Annotated in this window: 18 protein-coding genes and 1 pseudogene; 10 read left to right on the top strand and 9 right to left on the bottom strand. The window is 60.2% G+C overall.

The window, feature by feature from the left end:
- Nucleotides 1–243 precede the first annotated feature (243 nt).
- Nucleotides 244–924 carry a thermonuclease family protein gene (locus tag NKI99_RS17655; protein ID WP_352611538.1) on the bottom strand — a complete coding sequence of 227 codons (681 nt, stop codon included), beginning with the start codon at nt 922–924 and terminating at the stop codon, nt 244–246.
- 110 nt (nt 925–1,034) lie between these two features.
- Entirely contained in the window at nt 1,035–1,421 is a 387-nt protein-coding gene (locus tag NKI99_RS17650) for a hypothetical protein (protein ID WP_352611537.1), read from the bottom strand.
- A gap of 758 nt (nt 1,422–2,179) precedes the next feature.
- Between NKI99_RS17650 and NKI99_RS17645 the strand changes: the two genes are divergently transcribed.
- From NKI99_RS17645 to NKI99_RS17635, 3 genes are all read left to right on the top strand, one after another.
- Entirely contained in the window at nt 2,180–2,329 is a 150-nt protein-coding gene (locus tag NKI99_RS17645; RefSeq protein ID WP_023814211.1) for a hypothetical protein, read from the top strand.
- A gap of 527 nt (nt 2,330–2,856) precedes the next feature.
- Entirely contained in the window at nt 2,857–3,069 is a 213-nt protein-coding gene (locus NKI99_RS17640) for a YodC family protein (RefSeq protein WP_155930629.1), read from the top strand.
- A gap of 21 nt (nt 3,070–3,090) precedes the next feature.
- Entirely contained in the window at nt 3,091–3,897 is an 807-nt protein-coding gene (locus NKI99_RS17635; RefSeq protein ID WP_023814208.1) for a hypothetical protein, read from the top strand.
- 44 nt (nt 3,898–3,941) lie between these two features.
- Here NKI99_RS17635 and NKI99_RS17630 read toward each other — a convergent pair whose 3' ends face one another.
- The 4 genes from NKI99_RS17630 to NKI99_RS17615 all read right to left on the bottom strand — a co-directional run bounded on the left by NKI99_RS17630 (nt 3,942) and on the right by NKI99_RS17615 (nt 7,974).
- Nucleotides 3,942–6,308, bottom strand: coding sequence for a hypothetical protein (locus NKI99_RS17630; protein ID WP_031213928.1), 2,367 nt, complete (start codon nt 6,306–6,308; stop codon nt 3,942–3,944).
- 300 nt (nt 6,309–6,608) lie between these two features.
- The gene (locus NKI99_RS17625; protein WP_352611536.1) at nt 6,609–7,070 is read right to left on the bottom strand and encodes a hypothetical protein; all 462 of its coding nucleotides are present in this window, start codon (nt 7,068–7,070) and stop codon (nt 6,609–6,611) included.
- 67 nt (nt 7,071–7,137) lie between these two features.
- A complete protein-coding gene (locus NKI99_RS17620) occupies nt 7,138–7,392 on the bottom strand; it encodes a hypothetical protein (protein WP_023814204.1) in 255 nt (84 codons plus the stop codon).
- Nucleotides 7,393–7,473: 81 nt separating this feature from the next.
- Nucleotides 7,474–7,974 carry a hypothetical protein gene (locus tag NKI99_RS17615; protein WP_023814203.1) on the bottom strand — a complete coding sequence of 167 codons (501 nt, stop codon included), beginning with the start codon at nt 7,972–7,974 and terminating at the stop codon, nt 7,474–7,476.
- Nucleotides 7,975–8,124: 150 nt separating this feature from the next.
- On the opposite strand from NKI99_RS17615, the gene NKI99_RS17610 reads away from it, so the two are divergent.
- On the top strand, nt 8,125–8,898 hold the full coding sequence (locus NKI99_RS17610) for a hypothetical protein (RefSeq protein WP_352611535.1): 774 nt from the start codon (nt 8,125–8,127) through the stop codon (nt 8,896–8,898).
- A 491-nt stretch (nt 8,899–9,389) separates the two neighbouring features.
- Complete coding sequence (locus NKI99_RS17605; RefSeq protein ID WP_352611534.1) at nt 9,390–9,986, top strand: hypothetical protein; 597 nt, start codon at nt 9,390–9,392, stop codon at nt 9,984–9,986.
- 160 nt (nt 9,987–10,146) lie between these two features.
- On the opposite strand, the pseudogene NKI99_RS17600 reads toward NKI99_RS17605, so the two are convergent.
- The 3 genes and pseudogenes from NKI99_RS17600 to gshB form a co-directional block, all read right to left on the bottom strand.
- Nucleotides 10,147–10,800 (bottom strand): annotated as a pseudogene (locus tag NKI99_RS17600) (magnesium chelatase domain-containing protein); the annotation flags it as partial.
- Nucleotides 10,801–11,043: 243 nt separating this feature from the next.
- Complete coding sequence (locus NKI99_RS17595; RefSeq protein ID WP_128305158.1) at nt 11,044–11,634, bottom strand: NAD(P)H-dependent oxidoreductase; 591 nt, start codon at nt 11,632–11,634, stop codon at nt 11,044–11,046.
- Nucleotides 11,635–11,867: 233 nt separating this feature from the next.
- Nucleotides 11,868–12,812 carry a glutathione synthase gene (gene gshB / locus NKI99_RS17590; RefSeq protein WP_352442625.1) on the bottom strand — a complete coding sequence of 315 codons (945 nt, stop codon included), beginning with the start codon at nt 12,810–12,812 and terminating at the stop codon, nt 11,868–11,870.
- A 230-nt stretch (nt 12,813–13,042) separates the two neighbouring features.
- Between gshB and NKI99_RS17585 the strand changes: the two genes are divergently transcribed.
- The 5 genes from NKI99_RS17585 to NKI99_RS17565 all read left to right on the top strand — a co-directional run bounded on the left by NKI99_RS17585 (nt 13,043) and on the right by NKI99_RS17565 (nt 17,899).
- Nucleotides 13,043–14,392, top strand: a complete 1,350-nt coding sequence (locus tag NKI99_RS17585) for a putative bifunctional diguanylate cyclase/phosphodiesterase (RefSeq protein WP_023814197.1) — start codon at nt 13,043–13,045, stop codon at nt 14,390–14,392.
- Between the two features lie 267 nt (nt 14,393–14,659).
- Nucleotides 14,660–15,427, top strand: coding sequence for an SDR family NAD(P)-dependent oxidoreductase (locus NKI99_RS17580; protein ID WP_352611533.1), 768 nt, complete (start codon nt 14,660–14,662; stop codon nt 15,425–15,427).
- A complete protein-coding gene (locus NKI99_RS17575) occupies nt 15,424–16,383 on the top strand; it encodes a 2-dehydro-3-deoxygalactonokinase (RefSeq protein ID WP_352611532.1) in 960 nt (319 codons plus the stop codon). The genes NKI99_RS17580 and NKI99_RS17575 overlap by 4 nt, the downstream gene beginning before the upstream one ends.
- Nucleotides 16,380–17,021: a 2-dehydro-3-deoxy-6-phosphogalactonate aldolase gene (locus NKI99_RS17570; protein ID WP_352442623.1), complete on the top strand. Its 642-nt coding sequence runs from the start codon at nt 16,380–16,382 to the stop codon at nt 17,019–17,021. Before NKI99_RS17575 ends, NKI99_RS17570 begins: the two co-directional genes overlap by 4 nt.
- Nucleotides 17,018–17,899, top strand: a complete 882-nt coding sequence (locus NKI99_RS17565) for an SMP-30/gluconolactonase/LRE family protein (protein ID WP_352442622.1) — start codon at nt 17,018–17,020, stop codon at nt 17,897–17,899. The genes NKI99_RS17570 and NKI99_RS17565 overlap by 4 nt, the downstream gene beginning before the upstream one ends.

Raw genomic sequence — 17,899 nt, 5'->3', positions numbered from 1 at the left:
GTGCCCCTATTTCGGCAACCATCAAACTTGATCCGACGCTTAACGGAACGGGCGGGTTTTGTCCGACTTGCAGGGTATTGTCGTTAGCTCCCATGCCGCCACGGAACGTTAGCAGCATCGGAGGCAGGTGCTCAAACTTGCAGGAGACGACGGTCGGTTCTCTCGCCGCAAGCGCAACCATCTGAAAGGGCGGGCACAAAGCCACAGCCAGTCCGATTAGTCTCGCTGTCATCGTCGCTGTTCCTAACATAAGGTTTCGCACGCCTGGCCGTCGCCATCCCGGTCGAGCTTGCCGCCCCACGGACAATTACTGAGATACCATTGAGCCTCGTCGCACGAGCTGATTTGCGAGCATTTCCGCCGCGGCTGGCACGAGTAGCTTTGCGCTACCTGTTGACGGCTGATGATGCCGAGCGGCTGGCTCACCGCCGCTTCGGCATTGTCTCCATGCCCGGCGCGCCATTCCCACGGCGCTTGGAACTTTCCGACCCACAGCCCGACCTTCGCCGCTTCCGCCTTCCCCTGCTGCGCTGCATAGGCACCATGGCTGTAGCGGGGCCAGTCGATCGCCTGGCCGTGCTCGACCATCCAGGCGGCCACGCTGGCGCCATCGGCACGCTGGCAGTCGCCGACAAAGCGGTGATAGCGATCCCAGGTCACGAATGTGCATTGCACTGGCCTCGACGCGGCCAAGAAGGTGTCAAGCGCCTGTGCCGATCGCCGGCCGCAGGGATAGTCGGCCCCGCTCGCATTTTTACAAAGCTGCTGGCTCTCCGGCGCGTCGATGCCGTTGAAGCGGATGCGCTGTCCGTGGATTTCGATCGTGTCGCCGTCGATGACGGATGCCACGCCGGCAATCGTCGCCAGGCCCGCGCTGGTCCAGTTCGGCAGATTGAGCTCGGGCATGTGGTCGCTGTGTTGCATGGCCGTTTGCGCAGCCAGAGCGCCAGCCGCGGCTACCGTTACCAAGAGCAGGCGCCTTTGCACCACGCCAAGTGGCCTCCGGCGAGGTGATCGCATTCCACGCAGCATTGCTAGTTCGCCTCATGTCCGGTGCGGCCGCCCGGTTTCGCTTCGGCGGCACGTTCACCACAAGCCCGGCCTAGGCTGTCAACCCCATTGCGCAGATCGCATGGATGATTGCTAGTATCCCCGCCGCCACCTTGGCGAGCACCTTGGCCTGCCGGTGTCAGCGGGATTCCGCGAAAGGCCTGGATGACCCCAGCTGTTCGCTGGCCGTCGCCCTCGATATGCGTGTTCTGACTGCTCGGGTTGAACAGGTCGACTGTCTGGGCGAGGCTATTGGCGCGATTGGCGTCGCCGGCAGAGAGCGTCACGCTGTCGTAGTGATTGAGGTAATCCGCTGCGCAGCCGCTCAATGCCAGAACGATGCCAAGGCAGATCGCCAGGTTCCACTGCATGGCCCCTAGACCGGCGCCGGGTTTATGCCGGCGGCTCTCAGTTGCGCACTAAGCTTCGCTCGAGTCCCACACGCGGCCTTGTCGCCGGCGACGCACTTGTTATTCGCGTCTGACCAGTCCAGCAGCGCCGTATTGATCCAGCTGCCAGGTGCGCGCTGGATCCCATAGGGTGTCGGTGGCGCGCCACCAGCAACGGCTGGAGCTGCCGTGGCACCCTGGCCATGCGGGGCACGCTTCCATCCGCTTAGGATGAGGCAGTTCTTCATATACTGGTCTTCGGCAGCCAAGTTGCCGAGGGCATTGCCGATTCCGGCCCCCGCAACAAAGCCCGGGGACCCGATAGCAATATAGCCTTGGTCAACCGACCCCTTATGCATTTCGCATTGAGCGTGGGCGACGTCGAAACTAGGCCCGTAGCCAATTTGCATGTAGTCGGCTTGATTGCTTGTTTGGCAGCCGCCCAGCGCTGCCGTGGCACCAAGTGCCACAAATGCTTTTATTCTCATCCCCCAGCCCTCCCAAGGCCGAGTTAGCATCTCCTAAAGTTGAATTTGGTGCAAGAGCGACGAACAAATCTGGTAAATTCTGCCAAAGTCCACCTGCTGGCAGTTCGTAGACTTCCCATTACGGCTGATTACCCCGTTATTTTATCCATCATTCCGTGGATTGAAGATGCGAAACAGCGAATCGGCGCAACGGCTATGCAAGGGCTGGACCCCATGGGCAAAGGGTCCAGGCGACCACGATATTGAGAAAATATGGTGGGCGGCCACGTGCTGCATTTTCCGAAGCTGAACTTCTCGACCTGGTTCGACCGCTCGGAAGTCGTCGGCACCTCGCAGTGGGGATTTCGTCAGGAGCGGCATGCTTCCCCCTCTGACCCGATCGTGCATCGCTTACGGATGTAGAGCTACGGATTCCCGCTGACGTCCGCGACATGCGCCCGCAGAGTAGAGTGAACCTCTAACATGGGAGGTGGAGGTTTTTGTCCGCCTTGGGCGATCAACGCTGCAATTTCGGCGGGGGGCGCTCGATCAAGGATGCCGAGACCGAGATTACGCCTTTTGAAGGCGTGCAGAATTGACAGAAAGGGCAGTCTCAGGTCATGCGGCCGGCAGCATTCGCCATAGCGCCGATTTGATCCGCAGCTGCAAAGCTCGGCCTCCTTAAACTGAGTTAGCCGATAATAGGGATCAGATTGGCCCAGTTCATCAGGCATCGCATACTGGCGCCCCGGCCACCGATCAAACACCACCAAATGAAGGTGACGAAGCGCCCATACGCTAAAAAGGTCGAGCAACATGCACAAAAAAACGTCAAAGATGGCGCCTCCTGCCTCACCCTGTGAATCGCGGGGGAGTCTGTTATTACCGGTAGCAAAGCGCGCGGCGTGAGCGCACGCTAAACTTTGCGATTCGGGCCCATGGAGGCGACGATGACTGAGGATGATTTCAATGTCGGCGACGAAGTAGTTCACCGCACAGGCGGGAAAAAGATGATTTATACCGGCAAGGGTATGGTTGGTGACGCTATTTGCGAATGGTTTGATGGGTTTAGAAGGCATCAGGAAACGTTCGCGTTCGTCGCGTTGAAGAAATTTGAAGAGCCGGAAGCATCGGGTTTGTCTGGCAGATCGACGCGCATATAGCTCGGGCTTGGCGTTGCTTCGATGGAAATCGACAGGATTGACAAGGATGAACTGGAGCCGGACGGCAAGAAGAAGGCTGCTCGAGCAGCGATAAATGCTCTTGCGGGCTCAATTCCTTTCGTCGGAGGCTTGATCTCTGCTGGTGTCGGCTACTGGTCTGAACAAGAGCAGGAGCAAGTCACCAACATTCTGAAGCAATGGCTACAGATGCTTGAGGACGAGCTTCGTGAAAAGGGAAAGACGATTGCCGAGATCGTTGCTCGGCTCGATATGAATGACGAGAAGGTCAAGGAGCGGATAGAATCCCCAGAGTATCAGTCGCTCATGAAGAAGGCGTTTCGTAACTGGTCATCAATCGATACGGAATATAAACGTCAGCGAATCCGTAACATTCTAGCAAACGCAGCTGCCGCTAAGACAACGTCCGATGACGTGGTGCGGCTATTTATCGACTGGATAAATCTTTATTCGGATTTCCACTTTGAAGTAATCGGTGAAATTTATCGAAATCCCGGCGTCACGCGCGGCGGCATCTGGGACAACCTCGAAAAGCCTGACGTTAGAGAGGACTCAGCTGAGGCCGATTTGTTTAAAATGTTAGTCCGTGACCTCAGCACAGGCGGCGTCATCCGGCAAGTCCGTCAGACGGACTATGCCGGAAACTTCCTTAGGAAACAGCCTGCCGGGAGGTCTCGACCAGGACAAGCAGCCCGTACGGCCAAGTCGGCATTTGATGAGATCGAGCCGTATGAACTCACAGATCTTGGAAAGCAGTTCGTTCACTACGCTATGACCGAAATCGTAGCCAAGATAGAGTTTAAGGAATGACCCTCAGGAACATCATCGGTCGCTTAATTAGCCACCCCGCCAGTTCATGCAGCTTCCCACACTTGGTTCAGTATCCTCGCTGCCAAGGCAGCTTTGTCTTGGGGCAAGAAGCGGCCATAGTGTTTAGCCACCATATCGGGAGTGTCCTGAATCGCGTAGCTCGCCTGCTCGTAGGACCCAGTCTGCTTGAGGATGTGGGTCGCAAGCACGTCGCGGACGTTGTGGGGCCCATGAGGCAAGAGGCCTGGAATAGCGCCGCGCCGGGTGTAGGGATTGTAGATTCCGTAACGCTGGATAATCAGTCGCCACGCCTCGTAGAAAGTAGTTTGGTCGTAGGCTGCGTCCTTGCTTGTCGCCTTCACCGTCTTGACGAAGAAGGTTCCTGGATCGCCGGCATCGGCGAGCAAAGCACGGCGGTGACGGCCAACATAGGCCTCGATCTGCTCGTAGAGCCCGCCAAGATTTGGCAGGACAAGCCGAAACGGCTTGCTCCCGAAAAAGGATGAGTTGGCGTTCTTGAACGCTACCGAGGGAATGAGGACCTCCCAGCCCCCGTCTCGCTCGCTCCAGCGGATTTCTCCGCGCTTCAAATCAGCTAGCTGGCGTTCAGAGCGCGGCAAATGACCAGGTGCACAAACCATCAATTGCCGTAGATTCTTTTGCCGAAGACCCAGGTGAAGTCCCAATCGCAACATCAGAAAAGATCGAACTGCCTCGGCTGCGGCTCGACGATAGAAGCGTTCATCTGGCATCATACGAAGGATTTCTTCGGTGATTTTGCGATATGAGCCGACCGGGCTTTCGGCTTCGAGCACCGGCATGATGGGTTCAAACGGGTCGCGATGGACGCGGGCAACGCGCTGGATTTCTTTCACCCGGAACGTCGCATGTTTAAAATAGACATCACAGGCATCGTCCCAATCCGCCTTGGCGCGATCGATATCAATTTGTGAAATCAAACCGGGCACGGGTCGAACCCTCGTTGCAAGGTTTTGGTGTTGCCGCAGCCAACCGGTATCCTTCCTGGTCAGGGCGAGCGAGATACGCAACATGTCTACTTCCCAGGAAGTGTAGAAACCGCGTCGCCGCTCGCGCCATTGCACGTACCAGTCCCAAACTGACGGAAACACCAGCATCCCGAATGATAGGTGCTGAAAAGGAACGCCGCAGCCCCGAACGGGTCCTTTCGGGTGTGCAGCTAGGGCACCAAACATCAAACCGAGGTGCTCGATCTTCTGCGACGTGGTTTCCTCGCCCCAAACGCCCTGCCGCTGAAGGCCAAACGCCGTAAGCGTTGACGTCTTGAAGCGGATAAGCTCGGCCATTTCCATTGCCAGCGTAGGCGGCGCATCGATCACACCCGAGAACAAGTCTGGATCTGTGAAGGACCCCTCGCCCGACTCGCGAACCTGGAAGTCTTCAGTGTCATCGCGATCGGCTAGATCGGTTTGGCCATAAGATACGCTTGGAAATCGTATTGCATAACGCTGCTTGATAGCCGCCGCCTGAAAGCGTCGATAGTCGGTTGAGCCCGAGATGATCACGCGACGCACCCATTCCAAGATTTCTTCCTGTTCGACAGTTGGGCGCGAGTTGAAATCGTCGGGAAGATGCCATGCCAGACGTCTGCGTTCAGCCGGACCGATATCGTCGAGCATATGCCCGGTCGCTGAGTGTGCGCGGTGCGGCAGCTTCCCTTTGAAGTATCCCTCTGGGAGGCGATACCTACGTTCAATCCGACCGAGAAGCTCGAAGCTTGTTACGCTGCGAGGCACCTTGGTTCCTGAAAGCCAGTGGCGGATAGTGGAGTGATCGAGCGTCTCGCCTTCCTTCACCACCGCACGATGCAAGTGCCAATAGCTGTCACCATGACGTCGCATATGAAGTTCCAGTGCTTCCTGGAAAGCTTGCGGGTCCAACCACTCCGAAAATAGCGGCGTCGGAAACTCGTCGATCTCGCGAGGTTTCACCCCTGGCTTCTGGCCCAAGTGCCGCCGTTGAGGGTATGGGGAAGCAGTGACTGGCGTAAGCTGAGTTGCTACCTGCTTCGCCTTTGGCGGCCTATACGAGGGCTGGACGTCCAGTTGAACCATTGCCTTACAGGGCAACGCGGCCGGGCTCCTTTCCCGCTTTGGGGCATTCTTCAGTGCTCGTGAGATCGCATCAAGGCCGGGCTCAATTGCCTTTCTCGCCGCGCGGATATGTTCATGAGAGATGTCACATTGAAGGGCGATCACGTCCCAATCATACCCCCGGCTTCGGGTTGGTGGACGTTGGGCGGTCGTGATTAGACCTACCATGTAGGCTCGCACTCGCTCCACCTCATGAGGCGGCAACACCGGTGCGACGCGTACTCGACAAAAGTCCGACAGTTTTCGGACCAACAGTTCCGGATTCCAAATTTCAGGCATGCACTTAGACAGAAGAGATGAGCCGCAGTGGCAGCGAGGCAGGGCCGGCGACCCTTATCCGATTCGTTTGTTACCTAAAGAGGGTTTGTGCAAAGATGCGCCCGCCGGCCGAACGGCTGAAGATGATGCGGTCGGCAAAGAGCCGCCCAATCAATCTTGCCGCTGAAACCGCCCAGCTTGTCTCTTCACGGACACCTTTTTGGTCCGGCAGCCAAACGGTGACCGAACAATGCACAAATAGGTTGGGTGGGCAAAAGTCCATCCCGACAATGCCGTCAGCATCGACGAAGGCGCTGCTGTTTAGGAACCAGAAGAGACTCCACGGGAAACACGGCGCAGTTCATAGTTGCCGAAAGCTGCGGTTTTGCATCCGCAGCCAGAGAAGCATGGCAGATGCCACGCTCCGGTAATTTCCTGGCGGTCGAGCGACAGTACGCCCTCGCACAAAAGCGCGGTGTTTCGCAGGTAGCTCGCGTCGAAATAGAGTTGGAATTCGACAGTCCTCGCGAAGACGGATCCCGTCAGAGCGAAGCTCCGAGGCTCCCTGTCTTGACGGGGAAAATCAATGCCCTTGCCGTCACCCTCAATGACGTCTGCCCCAATGCGCAGACACATGCGGAGCCGAAAATCAAAGGGCGCGCCCCCATGAGTATACCCTTTGAAGCTTCCCTCCCATTCTCCTTCACCGGGAAAGCTCGAGGCATCAAGCAACGCCGTAAGCCAGGGAGCGGTATCGCGTTCAAAAATAAGCGCGCGGGACATAACAAGACTCCCATGATTGGATGGGGGGCCGGCCCTGCCGCGATCGTACGGCAAGGCCGGGGTGTTTTCAGGGGCTGTCATCCTGCGGAGGGGGCGGCGGGGGAGCGGCCGTGGACGGGATCCCGGGGTAGCCGCCGGGCACCGGGTTCAGCCCCGGTTTGCCGCCAAGCGAGCCGACGTTCATCGTATTGCAGCTGTTGCCGTCCTGGCAGGGCGAAATGTATTGCCCATGAGCCGGGGGGCTATCGGTATAGTTCTGAGCCGAGGCCGGAATGACAGGGAGCCCGACCATGACGCCGAAGGCGAGCATGAAATAACGCATTGTGTTCTCCTGATGATTTCGAGTTAGAAGAGGGTGTCTTATCCTGGCCCGCGCAGTGCGCGGGCCAGGATGCTTGGCTGGTCAGAGGATGCGTCCGCGCAGCATCCAGAACGTCGTTCCGTTGGAGAAAACGCTCTCCGTCCAGCCCGTCGGAGCAATGGTGAGCATGTTGGCCGGCATGACGGGACCTGAGATCGTGCGCTCCTGGCACTGCTGCAGATTGGTCACGGTGACGGGGGCGTTCTGCTGATACTGTGCAGGCCGGATAGGATAGAACCAGGCGATGGCGCCGCCCTGACCGTCGGGCTGGACGCAGATCGAGGTCGCGCGGTCCGAAGGCTTGACGGGCGGGGTCTTTGCATCTCCCGGCATGTTTTCCGCTCGGCAATCCTGGGGGTGTCCCCAACAGACGGGAAGGATCTCCCCCGGGTTCTTCACAATGGAATTGAACGTCTTGTTGATTCCCTTGCCTACGGGGGCGATGTGCTTGCTCCACCAGTCTGCGTGCGCCGGCTCCAGGCTTGCGGCGAACAGAGCTGCCGAGATAGCATACGCAGCAACTGCAATAGATTTAGCGGTCATTTGATGCTCCTTTCGATTTCAACGGTCTTGACCTGACCGTGCGGCTTGCTCTGAGAGCTGCCGGATCATCGCCGCTCTTCGTGGGCTTTGGTAACCCTTTGGCTGTCAGCGTTCTGACAGCCCTGTCAGATGGCCGGGAGGAAGACGCTCATGACCACAGAGGCGGATAGGAAAGAGTTGGCATATCGGATTGAAAAATACTCTGGATCGAATCGAGGTCAGATTGGCTTGCGCTTAGAAGAGGCTGGTATTGAGTATCGAACTTGGCGCCGCGCCGCGATTGGCATTGGCATTTCAGATGTCGAATTTCAGAAGATTTCTGCGTTTCTCTCGGACAATTCCCTGATCAGATCCAAAGAAGAAACCGGGATTTATCTCAAGGACGATTTTGTCGACTACTATGGATTTTACGACTTGTATCGGCCTAATTCTGCTGATGAGAATCGTATAGAAGTCTTCAGGGCCCAATTTGAATGGGACAAGAATTTGAATGTGGCGAAGGTTGTCGCACAGATCGACAACGGATCACTTCGCGAATTCATCGTCTACAAGCCCGCCGGAAACTTTCTGTTCCTCCGTGGCGCCGTCAGGGGTTGGAGTAGCCTTTATGCCCTAGACAATCTGTGGGACTGCCGGATCCAGGACGGCCAGGCGGTCAGCGTTATGACGGGAGTCAGCGTCGCAATGGACTACACCGATCGCAACGAACGGTCGATCCATCCCGTACTGTTCCCCATCGTTTTGGAGAAGGTCCGGGACAAGGGCTTTATGCCCTACAGGCAGGAGGTGAAACCGAACGCCTCGTATGAGAGGCTCCACGAATTGCTTGCAATTGCCGCTCGTCTCCACATATCTAGCACTGATGTGTGGTCGAGGTTTATGATGCCAGGCGATGCTAACGGCGGGCCCCGAAAGCCCTATTGAAAGGTTCCTCGTTTGGAGCTAACGAAACGGCGTGCAAACGGAGCGTCAGTTCCCGTCTGCGGCGATTTCGAATTAAGCGATTGGAATTGCTAGATTTATTTCTAGGTATTCCGCTTGAAGCGCTCGCCATCGGTGCCGACCGTGTTGCCCTCAGCATAGGCTTTCATCTGCCAATTCTCGCCGGAAAACGCCCAACCTGACAAGGGCGTATGGTCTGGTTCCCTCGGATTGATCCTCAGATCAGCGCTGTTCGTTGGTCGGCAATTCTCGCTCGCCGTTCGAAAAGCAGGTATTCAGACGACGGAACTGCAGCCGACATCAATGCGGCGCGTGCACCTCTGCGGGAATGCCGCCGCCTTCATACTGGCCATTTGCAGATCGAACTCACGGTAATTTGCTTCTGGCTGAATCCCATCTGTCATTGCCCACTAGTAACCGGTTTGGTTGGTTGCAGCCCTAAGACCCCCCACACCACCACCTGAGATCAGATCATGAAAAAGTATGCCCTCGCAGCAGCAGCGGCGCTCCTTTTTGCCGGCGCCACGGCGCACGCGCAGGACGCCAGCCCGGCCGCGCTGGGAATGTCCTACCGCCATCTGGACGAACTGTGCCGTGGCGGCTCAGGCGACGATCCGGAAACGATCAAGGCATGCGATCAACGAAATGTAGTTTCGGCGCGGATGCGCAAACTCTTCAACTTGTGCATTCTCACGGCCGAAAGTGACTTCGAAGACTGCAACACGCCGGTCCCGTCAGACGACGACGACAGTGCTGCCGCGAAGCCCGCCCCCACGGCGCCGACAGCGCACGCCAACCCGGCCGCGCTGGATAGGACGATGGACAGCCTGATGAAGAACGCTACGAACGTCGGCGCATGCTACCGTGCCGCTGCGTTCCATGTCGGCGGCAAGCTGCATCAAATCACGGTTCTGGGCGGCGATGCCGCAGCCGCGTTGGTCGAGAACTCTTGCGGCCTCCCGGAGGAAGGATACATGTACTACTGCAAGAAAGCACACCGCTCCGAAGACCAGTGCATCGGCGACTTGAAGCTCATCGCTGTGGACGCGATCCAGCATTCCGGCAACTAACCCACCCCCCGAAGAAGGTCGGCCGGCGACGGTACGCCAAGCTGTAGCGCGTCCCGAGCCCCCGGAATAGACCGGGTCGGTGTCGCCCTGGTAAGCGCTGCGCCGAGCGTCACGCGGCGTTTAACGGCCGCTCTTTGCCAGTGGCTATGGCCAGTTTAATTGGCCACAATGTTAGCAGATTATGACCACCGGCCGCCGCCACCTCCAGCGCCCGCTTGGCGGTCTCCTGGCCCTTGATGTCGGCGAGGTCGGGCAGATCCAGCGCCGCGGCGTGGATGCCGGCCTCGGGGCGCGACAGCACCTGCGTGCCACGAAAATGATTGGCGACGGCAATCAGGCTGCGCGGCGCCAGAATGTCGAAATCCTTTCCAGCCCAGGCCGCTTCCGGTCCGCAGGCGAACGGGCAGATCAGGCCCTTGCCCTCGGCATTGGCCGCGATCGCCGCCGGCAAGGCGCCGGCGACCGCGGCAATCGTGCCATCGAGCGACAATTCTCCAAGCACGACATAGCCGGCTAGCATGTCGCCCGGGATGGCGCCAAGGGCAGCCATCAGGCCAAGCGCGATCGGCAGGTCGTAGTGACTGCCTTCCTTCGGCAGGTCGGCCGGCGCCAGATTGACAGTCACCTTCTTCGACGGCATCGACAGGCCGGAAGCATGCAGTGCGGCCTGCACCCGCTCGCGGCTTTCGGCCACCGCCTTGTCGCCCAGGCCGACGATATGCATGTTGACCTTGCCGGGCGCGATCATCACCTGCACGTCGACCGGCACGGCCTCGATGCCTTGGAAAGCGACCGTGCGAACCCGCGCCACCATTTTTTGTACCCCCGGACAGTAGTTCGCCCATGCCCTGGCGATCAGGGTGTGAGCGAAGTCAAAGAAGACAACCACAGATTTCGGAGTTAAGCAAGAACATTACGAGAACATATAGCTTCACCACGGTGAGGAATTCTGCCGGCAAGGAGCGCCGTCCATAAGCTAGGCTTTGATCGGAAGCTTGAGCGCCCGCTCCGTCAAAGGCTCGCTGGCATCAAAGATGACATACCCGAGCATAGATGGCTAGAATTTGTCGAACAGGCGCTCCACCTTGCGGGCGAACATTTCCCTCTGGTCATCAGAGATGTTTTCGACGGAATATCTCGTCAGGTAGAGGTGCCTCACGTTGCGGCCGCACATAGTCTTGAGACCGCGCAGCAGCACCTTCCTTCCCGGGTTTTGCATGTACAGTTCAGTATACCACCACGGCGACCCGCATGTGGTAACAACGCCCATCCGCCGGATGTTCAATAGCGCCGGCTTGATCACGCCACCGTCTGCCGGCAACTCGTAAGCCACCCCCGGTCGCCAAACTCGATCAAAATAACCCTTCAAGATTGCGGGCATGCCTGACCACCATGTCGGAAAGCAGAAAACGCATGCCTCCGCCCATCTCAACGCGTCGATGTAAACCTGCAAGTCGCTGGGTGCCTGGGCAGGGTCAAAGTGGCCATGTCTTTCTTCGGCATGCATCACAGGATCGAACTTCATCTGATGGAGATCGAAATCAACGACCTCGTCACCCCTGGCTTTGAGGGTCTGAACGACCCGTTTGTGGAGCGCCGCCTGGTAACTGTCGGCTAGTGGATGCGCGTAGACGACATTGATTTTCATGGCGCGGGCCTTCAGGCTTCGAACTACACGCACATATTAGCCGTCGCGCAACCAAGTGGAAACAGCAAGGTCAGTGGCGGGGAGGGAAAGCCCATCGCCGGTGTCGATCAGTAGCGGGCTTATGCAATCGCCCGATCAAATGGAACATTACAAGAATATGCAGCCGCGCCGGTCGCGGCTGGGTTGTGGCCGGTTGCAGAAACCGGAACATGGTTAAGACAAAGTGAAAACGGTTACGTCCGCCGCTTGTCCTCGACCGCGTCCCAGAACAGGCTGGCGATGTCGGCGCCGCCGAAACGCTTGACCTCACGCACGCCGGTCGGCGAGGTCACGTTGATCTCGGTCATGTAGTCGCCGATGACGTCGATGCCGACGAGGATGAAGCCGCGCTCTTTCAGCGACGGCCCGATGCGGGCGCAGATCTCGCGTTCGCGCTCCGTCAGTTCGGTCTTTTCGGCGCGGCCGCCGACATGCATGTTGGAGCGGGAATCGTGTTCGGCCGGCACCCGGTTGATGGCGCCGACCGGCTCGCCGTCGATCAGGATGATGCGCTTGTCGCCCTTGCGCACGTCCTTGAGATAGCGCTGCACGATATAGGGTTCGCGGAACATCTGGCCGAACATTTCCAGCAGCGAGGCAAGGTTGCGGTCGGCCTCCAGCATGTGGAAGATACCGGCGCCGCCATTGCCGTACAGCGGCTTGATGATGATGTCGCCGAACTCCTTGCGGAAGGCGGCAACTTCGAGTGGATCCTTGGTGATCAGCGTGTCCGGCATCAGGTCGGCAAATTCGGTGACGAAGATCTTTTCGGGGCTGTTGCGCACCCAGGCCGGGTCGTTGACCACGAGCGTTTTCGGATGGATGCGCTCCAGGATGTGCGTGGTGGTGATGTAGTTCATGTCGAAGGGTGGATCCTGGCGCAGCAGCACGACATCCATCTCCGACAGATCGGTGCGCACCTTCTCGCCCAGCGAATAGTGGCTGCCCTTCTCGTCGCGCACCTGCATTTCCTCGATGCGGGCAAACACCTTGCCGTCGCGCAACGACAGCCGATCCGGCGTGTAGTGGAACAGCTCATGGCCACGCCGCTGCGCTTCCAGCGACAGCGCGAATGAGGTGTCGCCGGCGATCGACACGGTGGAGATGTGGTCCATCTGGACGGCGATTTTCAGCTTCATGGCGGGTCTCCGGCGGCTCGGATGGACGACTGTCTTGCCTGTACAGGCTCACTGCCCGTCTGCCAATCGCGACATTCCTAGGATTGGCATCCGACACCCGAATGCGCTGCTTTCATCGATCCTTCGAAACAGTCGCGGTTGCCCGTGGAAAATCGATCTCGCGATACGTTTCCTAAAGGGTTTGCTGCCAGTCTGAAAATAAATTCCGACGTCACAAAACAGGGACACCGATGCAAACTTCGTTTGGCACCGGTCAGGCAAACAGGGAGAGCACGGATCTGGCATTCACCGATCCGTTGACCGGGCTTGGCAACCATCGCCGCTTCTTCGACAAGGTCGATCGGCTGATCGCCGATCGTGCCGACGATCCCGCGCCCTTTACCGTCGGCATTCTCGACCTCGACGGCTTCAAGCCGATCAACGATCTGTTCGGCCACAAGGCCGGCGACGACATCCTGATCCAGGTCGCGATGCGGCTGCGCGCCTCGATGGACGGCCATTCCACGGTCTGCCGCATCGGCGCCGACGAATTCGCCTTTCTCTATCCCCTGGTGTTCAGCGAGGATGCAGCGGCCGAAAAGTCCCGCATGCTGATCGAGATCCTGTCGGCGCCCTATGATGTCGGCGAACGCACCGCCAGGCTTTCGGCCTCGGTCGGCTGCTCGCTGTTCTATTCGGGCGACGAGACCACCGAGATCCTCATCAACAAGGCCGAGACGGCGCTCTATCACGCCAAGCGTTCCGGCCGTGGCCGCGTCGTCGTCTACACCCGTGAGATGGAAGAAGCGGCCAAGCGCGTCACCCGCATCGAACAGGCGCTGCGCCGGGCTGTCTCGGCCGGCGAGGTGGAGCCGCATTTCCAGCCCATCGTCGACCTCAACACGCGCCGCACCATCGGCTTCGAGACGCTGGCGCGCTGGACGGATCGCGACCTGGGTTCCGTGCCGCCGACCGTCTTCATTCCCATCGCCGAGGAGCGTGGCATCATCGGCCCGTTGTCGCAGCTGGTGCTGCGCAAGGCGACCGAGGCCGCCAGAAGCTGGCCGAAGGATCTGTTCCTGTCCTTCAACCTGTCGCCCTCGCAGCTCGTCGACCAGAACACCGGCCTGCACATACTGGCGATCCTCGATCGCACCGGCTTCGATCCGCGGCGGCTGGAGATCGAGATCACCGAGACCGGCCTGATGAACGACCCGGCCTCTGCGGCGCAGATCGTCGAGGATCTGCGCCGCGTCGGCATCCGCGTCTCGCTCGACGATTTCGGCACCGGCCAGTCCTCGCTCGGCCGTCTGCGCGAATTCCATTTCGACAAGCTCAAGATCGATCGCGCCTTCGTCTCCTCCATTCTCGACGACCGTCCCTCGGAGCACATCATCCGGGCTATTCTCGCAATGTGCGAGGGGCTCGGCATGGACGTCGTCGCCGAAGGCATCGAGCAGGAAGCGCAGGCCGACCGCCTCGTCCAGTTCGGCTGTGCCGGCGGGCAAGGCTATCTGTTCGGCAAGCCCGTCGATGCCGACGCCACGCTCGGCTATCTCCGTGATTCCTTCCGCGGCGCCCTGCGCGCCAAGGCGATCTGACCGGCGATCCCCGTGATCCGCAATCCTGGTGCTGCCGCTGTGCGCATCCGGTGCGGCGCATTGTCGTTTTGTCGGACATAAGCCCAGAAATCCGGTCTTTCGCCCTTGCCCGCGCGCCTTGCGCGGCTAGGATGCGCGCCGGTCACCCTACAGAGCCGCGCGTCCTTTTGGACGCGCAAAGGACGCTGTAGCAATTTACATTTTGCGCATGATCCCTTTCCGAAAATCGATCCGATTTTCGGGGTCATGCGCTGGGAGACAGGAACGATGATGCCATCGGCGCATTTTGCCGACCTCGAAGGAGCCTCGGTGCTGATCACCGGCGGCGGTTCCGGAATAGGTGCTGCACTGACCGAGGGGTTTGTGCGCCAGGGCGCCAATGTCGCCTTCATCGACATCGCCGACGGCCCAAGCACGGCCCTCGCCGACCGCATCGAGAAGGCGTTCGGCAAGCGGCCGCTCTATCTCAAGACCGATTTGCGCGACGTCGAGGCTCTGCGTGCGTCCGCCGCGAAGGCCGCCGAGGCGCATGGCGATGTCACCGTGCTGGTCAACAATGCCGCCTGGGATGAACGCCACGCCGTCGAGGATGTGACGGTCGAGTTCTGGGACAACAACCAAGCCATCAATCTGCGGCCGCATTTCTTCACCGCGCAAGCGGTGGCGCCGGGCATGAAGCGGGCCGGCGGCGGTTCGATCATCAACTTCACCTCGACATCCTATCTCATCAACCACCCTGACATGCCATCCTACACGGCCGCCAAGGCCGGTATCCTCGGCCTGACCAAGGGGCTGGCCGGCAAGCTCGGTGTCGACGGCATCCGCGTCAACGCCATTGCGCCTGGCTGGGTGATCACCGAGCGGCAGAAGGAGCTCTGGGTGACCGAACAGGGGCTTGCCGCCCATGTCGCCAAGCAATGTATCAAGCAGGTGATGCAGCCCGACGACATCGTCGGCACCGTGCTGTTCCTCGCTTCGGATTCGTCGCGCATGCTGACCGCGCAGATGCTGGTCGTCGATGGAGGTTTCCTGTGAGCCAAGGGTTTGCCGGCAACGCACCGGCGGTCGCCGCCGTCGACTGGGGCACGACCCGCATGCGGGTTTGGCTGATCGACGGGCAAGGCAAGGTGCTTGCCGAACGCCGTGGCGATGATGGCCTGATCACGGCGCAGCAGAAGGGCTTTTCGACCATTCTCGAAGGACATCTGGCAGCCATGGGAGCGCCGCAAGCGTTGCCCGTCATCATCTGCGGCATGGCCGGATCCCGCCAGGGCTGGCTCGAAGCGCCCTATGTCACCGTGCCGGCGCCGCTTAGCGCCATCCTTGCTGGTGCCGCCAGCGTGCCCGGCCAGAGCCGCGACATCCGCATCGTTCCGGGTCTTGCCCAGCGGCTGACCGATACGCCCGACGTCATGCGCGGCGAGGAAACCCAGCTCGCCGGCGCCGGCCTGCCGGCCAGGGGGCGCCAGCTGGTCTGCATGCCCGGTACCCATTCGAAATGGGTGCTGATAGAGGATGGCGCGGTTGCCGGCTTCGGCACCTGGCCGACCGGTGAGCTGTTTTCCGTGCTTGCCGCGCATTCGATCCTGCGCCATTCGCTCGGCGAACATCCGAAGCCCGTCACATCGGACAATCCGTTCTTCCGCCGCTGGTGCGAAACCGCATTGGGTGAAGGCGGCGATGTCACCTCGCGGCTGTTTTCCATCCGCGCCGCCGGCCTGCTGCAGGACTTGAAAGCCGACGATGCCGCCGCCTGCCTGTCCGGCCTTCTGATCGGCGGCGAGATCGCCTCCGCCAGCCGCCGGCATGGCGCCGGCGCCGAACCCGTGGTGCTGATTGCGTCCGGCGCGCTGGAAACGCTGTACAGCGAGGCACTTGGCCTTGCCGGCCTCGAGGTTCGGGCCGTCGACGCCGACGAGGCTGTGCGTGCAGGTCTCGTCGAGGCGGCGCGTGAGAACGGCATGATCGCTAGAATTGGAGCAGCCCGATGAGCCAGACCGCACCGTTTCCAAAACTCAAGCGCGGGCTGGTCGCCATCCTTCGCGGGCTCAAGCCCACCGAGGCGATGGCCATGGGCCAGGCGCTGTTCGACGCCGGCATCGAGGCGATCGAAGTGCCGCTGAACTCACCGCAACCGTTCTCGTCGATCGCCCGCATCGTCCAAGTGCTGCCGAAAACGGCGCTGGTCGGCGCCGGCACAGTGCTGACGCCAGCCGATGTCGATGGTCTGCACAAGGCGGGCGGGCGGCTGCTGGTCAGTCCCAACATCGATGCCGAGGTCATGGCGCGCGCCATGCATTACGGCATGGTGACGATGCCCGGCGTGTTCACGCCGACCGAAGCCTTGCTGGCGATCAAGCTCGGCGCCTCAGCCCTGAAATTTTTCCCGGCGAGCGTGCTGGGTGCCGGCGGCATTTCAGCGATGCGCGCTGTGTTGCCGGCGCAGACGCTGGTCGGTGCCGTCGGCGGCGTCTCCGAAAAAGATTTTGCCGGCTACAAGGCGGCCGGCGTTACCGCCTTTGGACTGGGATCCAGCCTGTTCAAGCCGGGCATGAGCGTCGACGAGGTGGCCGCGCGGGCCGAGGCGGCGGTGACAGCCTGGGATGCGGCGTTCGGAGAAGCAGGATGAGCGAAGCGATCGTTTCGGTTTTTTCCGACCACGTCTGCCAGCTCGGCGAAGGGCCGAGCTACGATCCCGCCACCGATACGCTGTATTGGTTCGACATCGTCAACAGCCAGCTCCTGGAAAAGCGGCTGTCCGGCGGCGCGACCACCGTCCATGAGCTTGGCCAGATGGCGAGCGCCATCGCCGTCATCGACGACAAGCGCCAGCTTATCGCCGCCGAGACCGGCCTTTATGTGCGCGACGTCGCGACCGGCAAACTGACGCTGCACACGCCTGTCGAGGCCGGCAATCCGGTTACGCGCTCCAACGATTCCCGGGTCCACCCCTGCGGCGCCTTGTGGATGGGCACCATGGGCAAGGGCGAGGAAAAGGGTGCGGGTTCGATCTACTGGTTTTTCAGAGGCGAACTGCGCCGGCTGTTTTCGGACATCACCGTCTCCAATTCGATCTGTTTTACCGAGGATGGCGCAATCGCCTACTACACCGACACCTCGACCGGGCTGCTGATGCGCGTCGCCTGCGACCCGGCGACCGGCCTGCCTGCCGGTGAGCCAAAGCTGTTCGTCGATCACCGCTCGGCCAAGGGCTATATCGACGGGTCCGTGCTCGACCGCGACGGCATCCTGTGGAACGCCGTCTGGGGCGGCAGCGTCATCGAAGCCTACGGACCCGACGGCAAGCTCGTCCGCACGGTCGCCATGCCGGTGACGCAACCGTCCTGCCCGGCCTTTGTCCGCGCCAAGGCCGACCGGCTGGCGGTCACCTCCGCCTGGTCGGGCAAGGATGAGAAGCAGCGTCTGCTGGATCTGCAGGGCGGCATGACCTTTCTGCTCGACATTCCCGTCAACGGCCGCTTCGAGCCGCGCGTGCTGATCGCCTGA

The organism is Mesorhizobium sp. M0239, from assembly GCF_040321815.1.
Classification (GTDB): Bacteria; Pseudomonadota; Alphaproteobacteria; order Rhizobiales; family Rhizobiaceae; genus Mesorhizobium.
The sequence above is the reverse complement of the archived record's forward strand: the minus strand, read 5'-3'. Positions and strand labels throughout refer to the sequence as shown.

What these genes read in the sequence shown, in the direction of transcription:
- NKI99_RS17655 (WP_352611538.1), bottom strand. Translation starts at nt 924, where the DNA reads ATGCAACACAGCGACCACATGCCCGAGCTCAATCTGCCGAACTGGACC.
- NKI99_RS17650 (WP_352611537.1), bottom strand. Translation starts at nt 1,421, where the DNA reads ATGCAGTGGAACCTGGCGATCTGCCTTGGCATCGTTCTGGCATTGAGC.
- NKI99_RS17645 (WP_023814211.1), top strand. Translation starts at nt 2,180, where the DNA reads ATGGTGGGCGGCCACGTGCTGCATTTTCCGAAGCTGAACTTCTCGACC.
- NKI99_RS17640 (WP_155930629.1), top strand. Translation starts at nt 2,857, where the DNA reads ATGACTGAGGATGATTTCAATGTCGGCGACGAAGTAGTTCACCGCACA.
- NKI99_RS17635 (WP_023814208.1), top strand. Translation starts at nt 3,091, where the DNA reads ATGGAAATCGACAGGATTGACAAGGATGAACTGGAGCCGGACGGCAAG.
- NKI99_RS17630 (WP_031213928.1), bottom strand. Translation starts at nt 6,308, where the DNA reads ATGCCTGAAATTTGGAATCCGGAACTGTTGGTCCGAAAACTGTCGGAC.
- NKI99_RS17625 (WP_352611536.1), bottom strand. Translation starts at nt 7,070, where the DNA reads ATGTCCCGCGCGCTTATTTTTGAACGCGATACCGCTCCCTGGCTTACG.
- NKI99_RS17620 (WP_023814204.1), bottom strand. Translation starts at nt 7,392, where the DNA reads ATGCGTTATTTCATGCTCGCCTTCGGCGTCATGGTCGGGCTCCCTGTC.
- NKI99_RS17615 (WP_023814203.1), bottom strand. Translation starts at nt 7,974, where the DNA reads ATGACCGCTAAATCTATTGCAGTTGCTGCGTATGCTATCTCGGCAGCT.
- NKI99_RS17610 (WP_352611535.1), top strand. Translation starts at nt 8,125, where the DNA reads ATGACCACAGAGGCGGATAGGAAAGAGTTGGCATATCGGATTGAAAAA.
- NKI99_RS17605 (WP_352611534.1), top strand. Translation starts at nt 9,390, where the DNA reads ATGAAAAAGTATGCCCTCGCAGCAGCAGCGGCGCTCCTTTTTGCCGGC.
- NKI99_RS17595 (WP_128305158.1), bottom strand. Translation starts at nt 11,634, where the DNA reads ATGAAAATCAATGTCGTCTACGCGCATCCACTAGCCGACAGTTACCAG.
- gshB (WP_352442625.1), bottom strand. Translation starts at nt 12,812, where the DNA reads ATGAAGCTGAAAATCGCCGTCCAGATGGACCACATCTCCACCGTGTCG.
- NKI99_RS17585 (WP_023814197.1), top strand. Translation starts at nt 13,043, where the DNA reads ATGCAAACTTCGTTTGGCACCGGTCAGGCAAACAGGGAGAGCACGGAT.
- NKI99_RS17580 (WP_352611533.1), top strand. Translation starts at nt 14,660, where the DNA reads ATGATGCCATCGGCGCATTTTGCCGACCTCGAAGGAGCCTCGGTGCTG.
- NKI99_RS17570 (WP_352442623.1), top strand. Translation starts at nt 16,380, where the DNA reads ATGAGCCAGACCGCACCGTTTCCAAAACTCAAGCGCGGGCTGGTCGCC.
- NKI99_RS17565 (WP_352442622.1), top strand. Translation starts at nt 17,018, where the DNA reads ATGAGCGAAGCGATCGTTTCGGTTTTTTCCGACCACGTCTGCCAGCTC.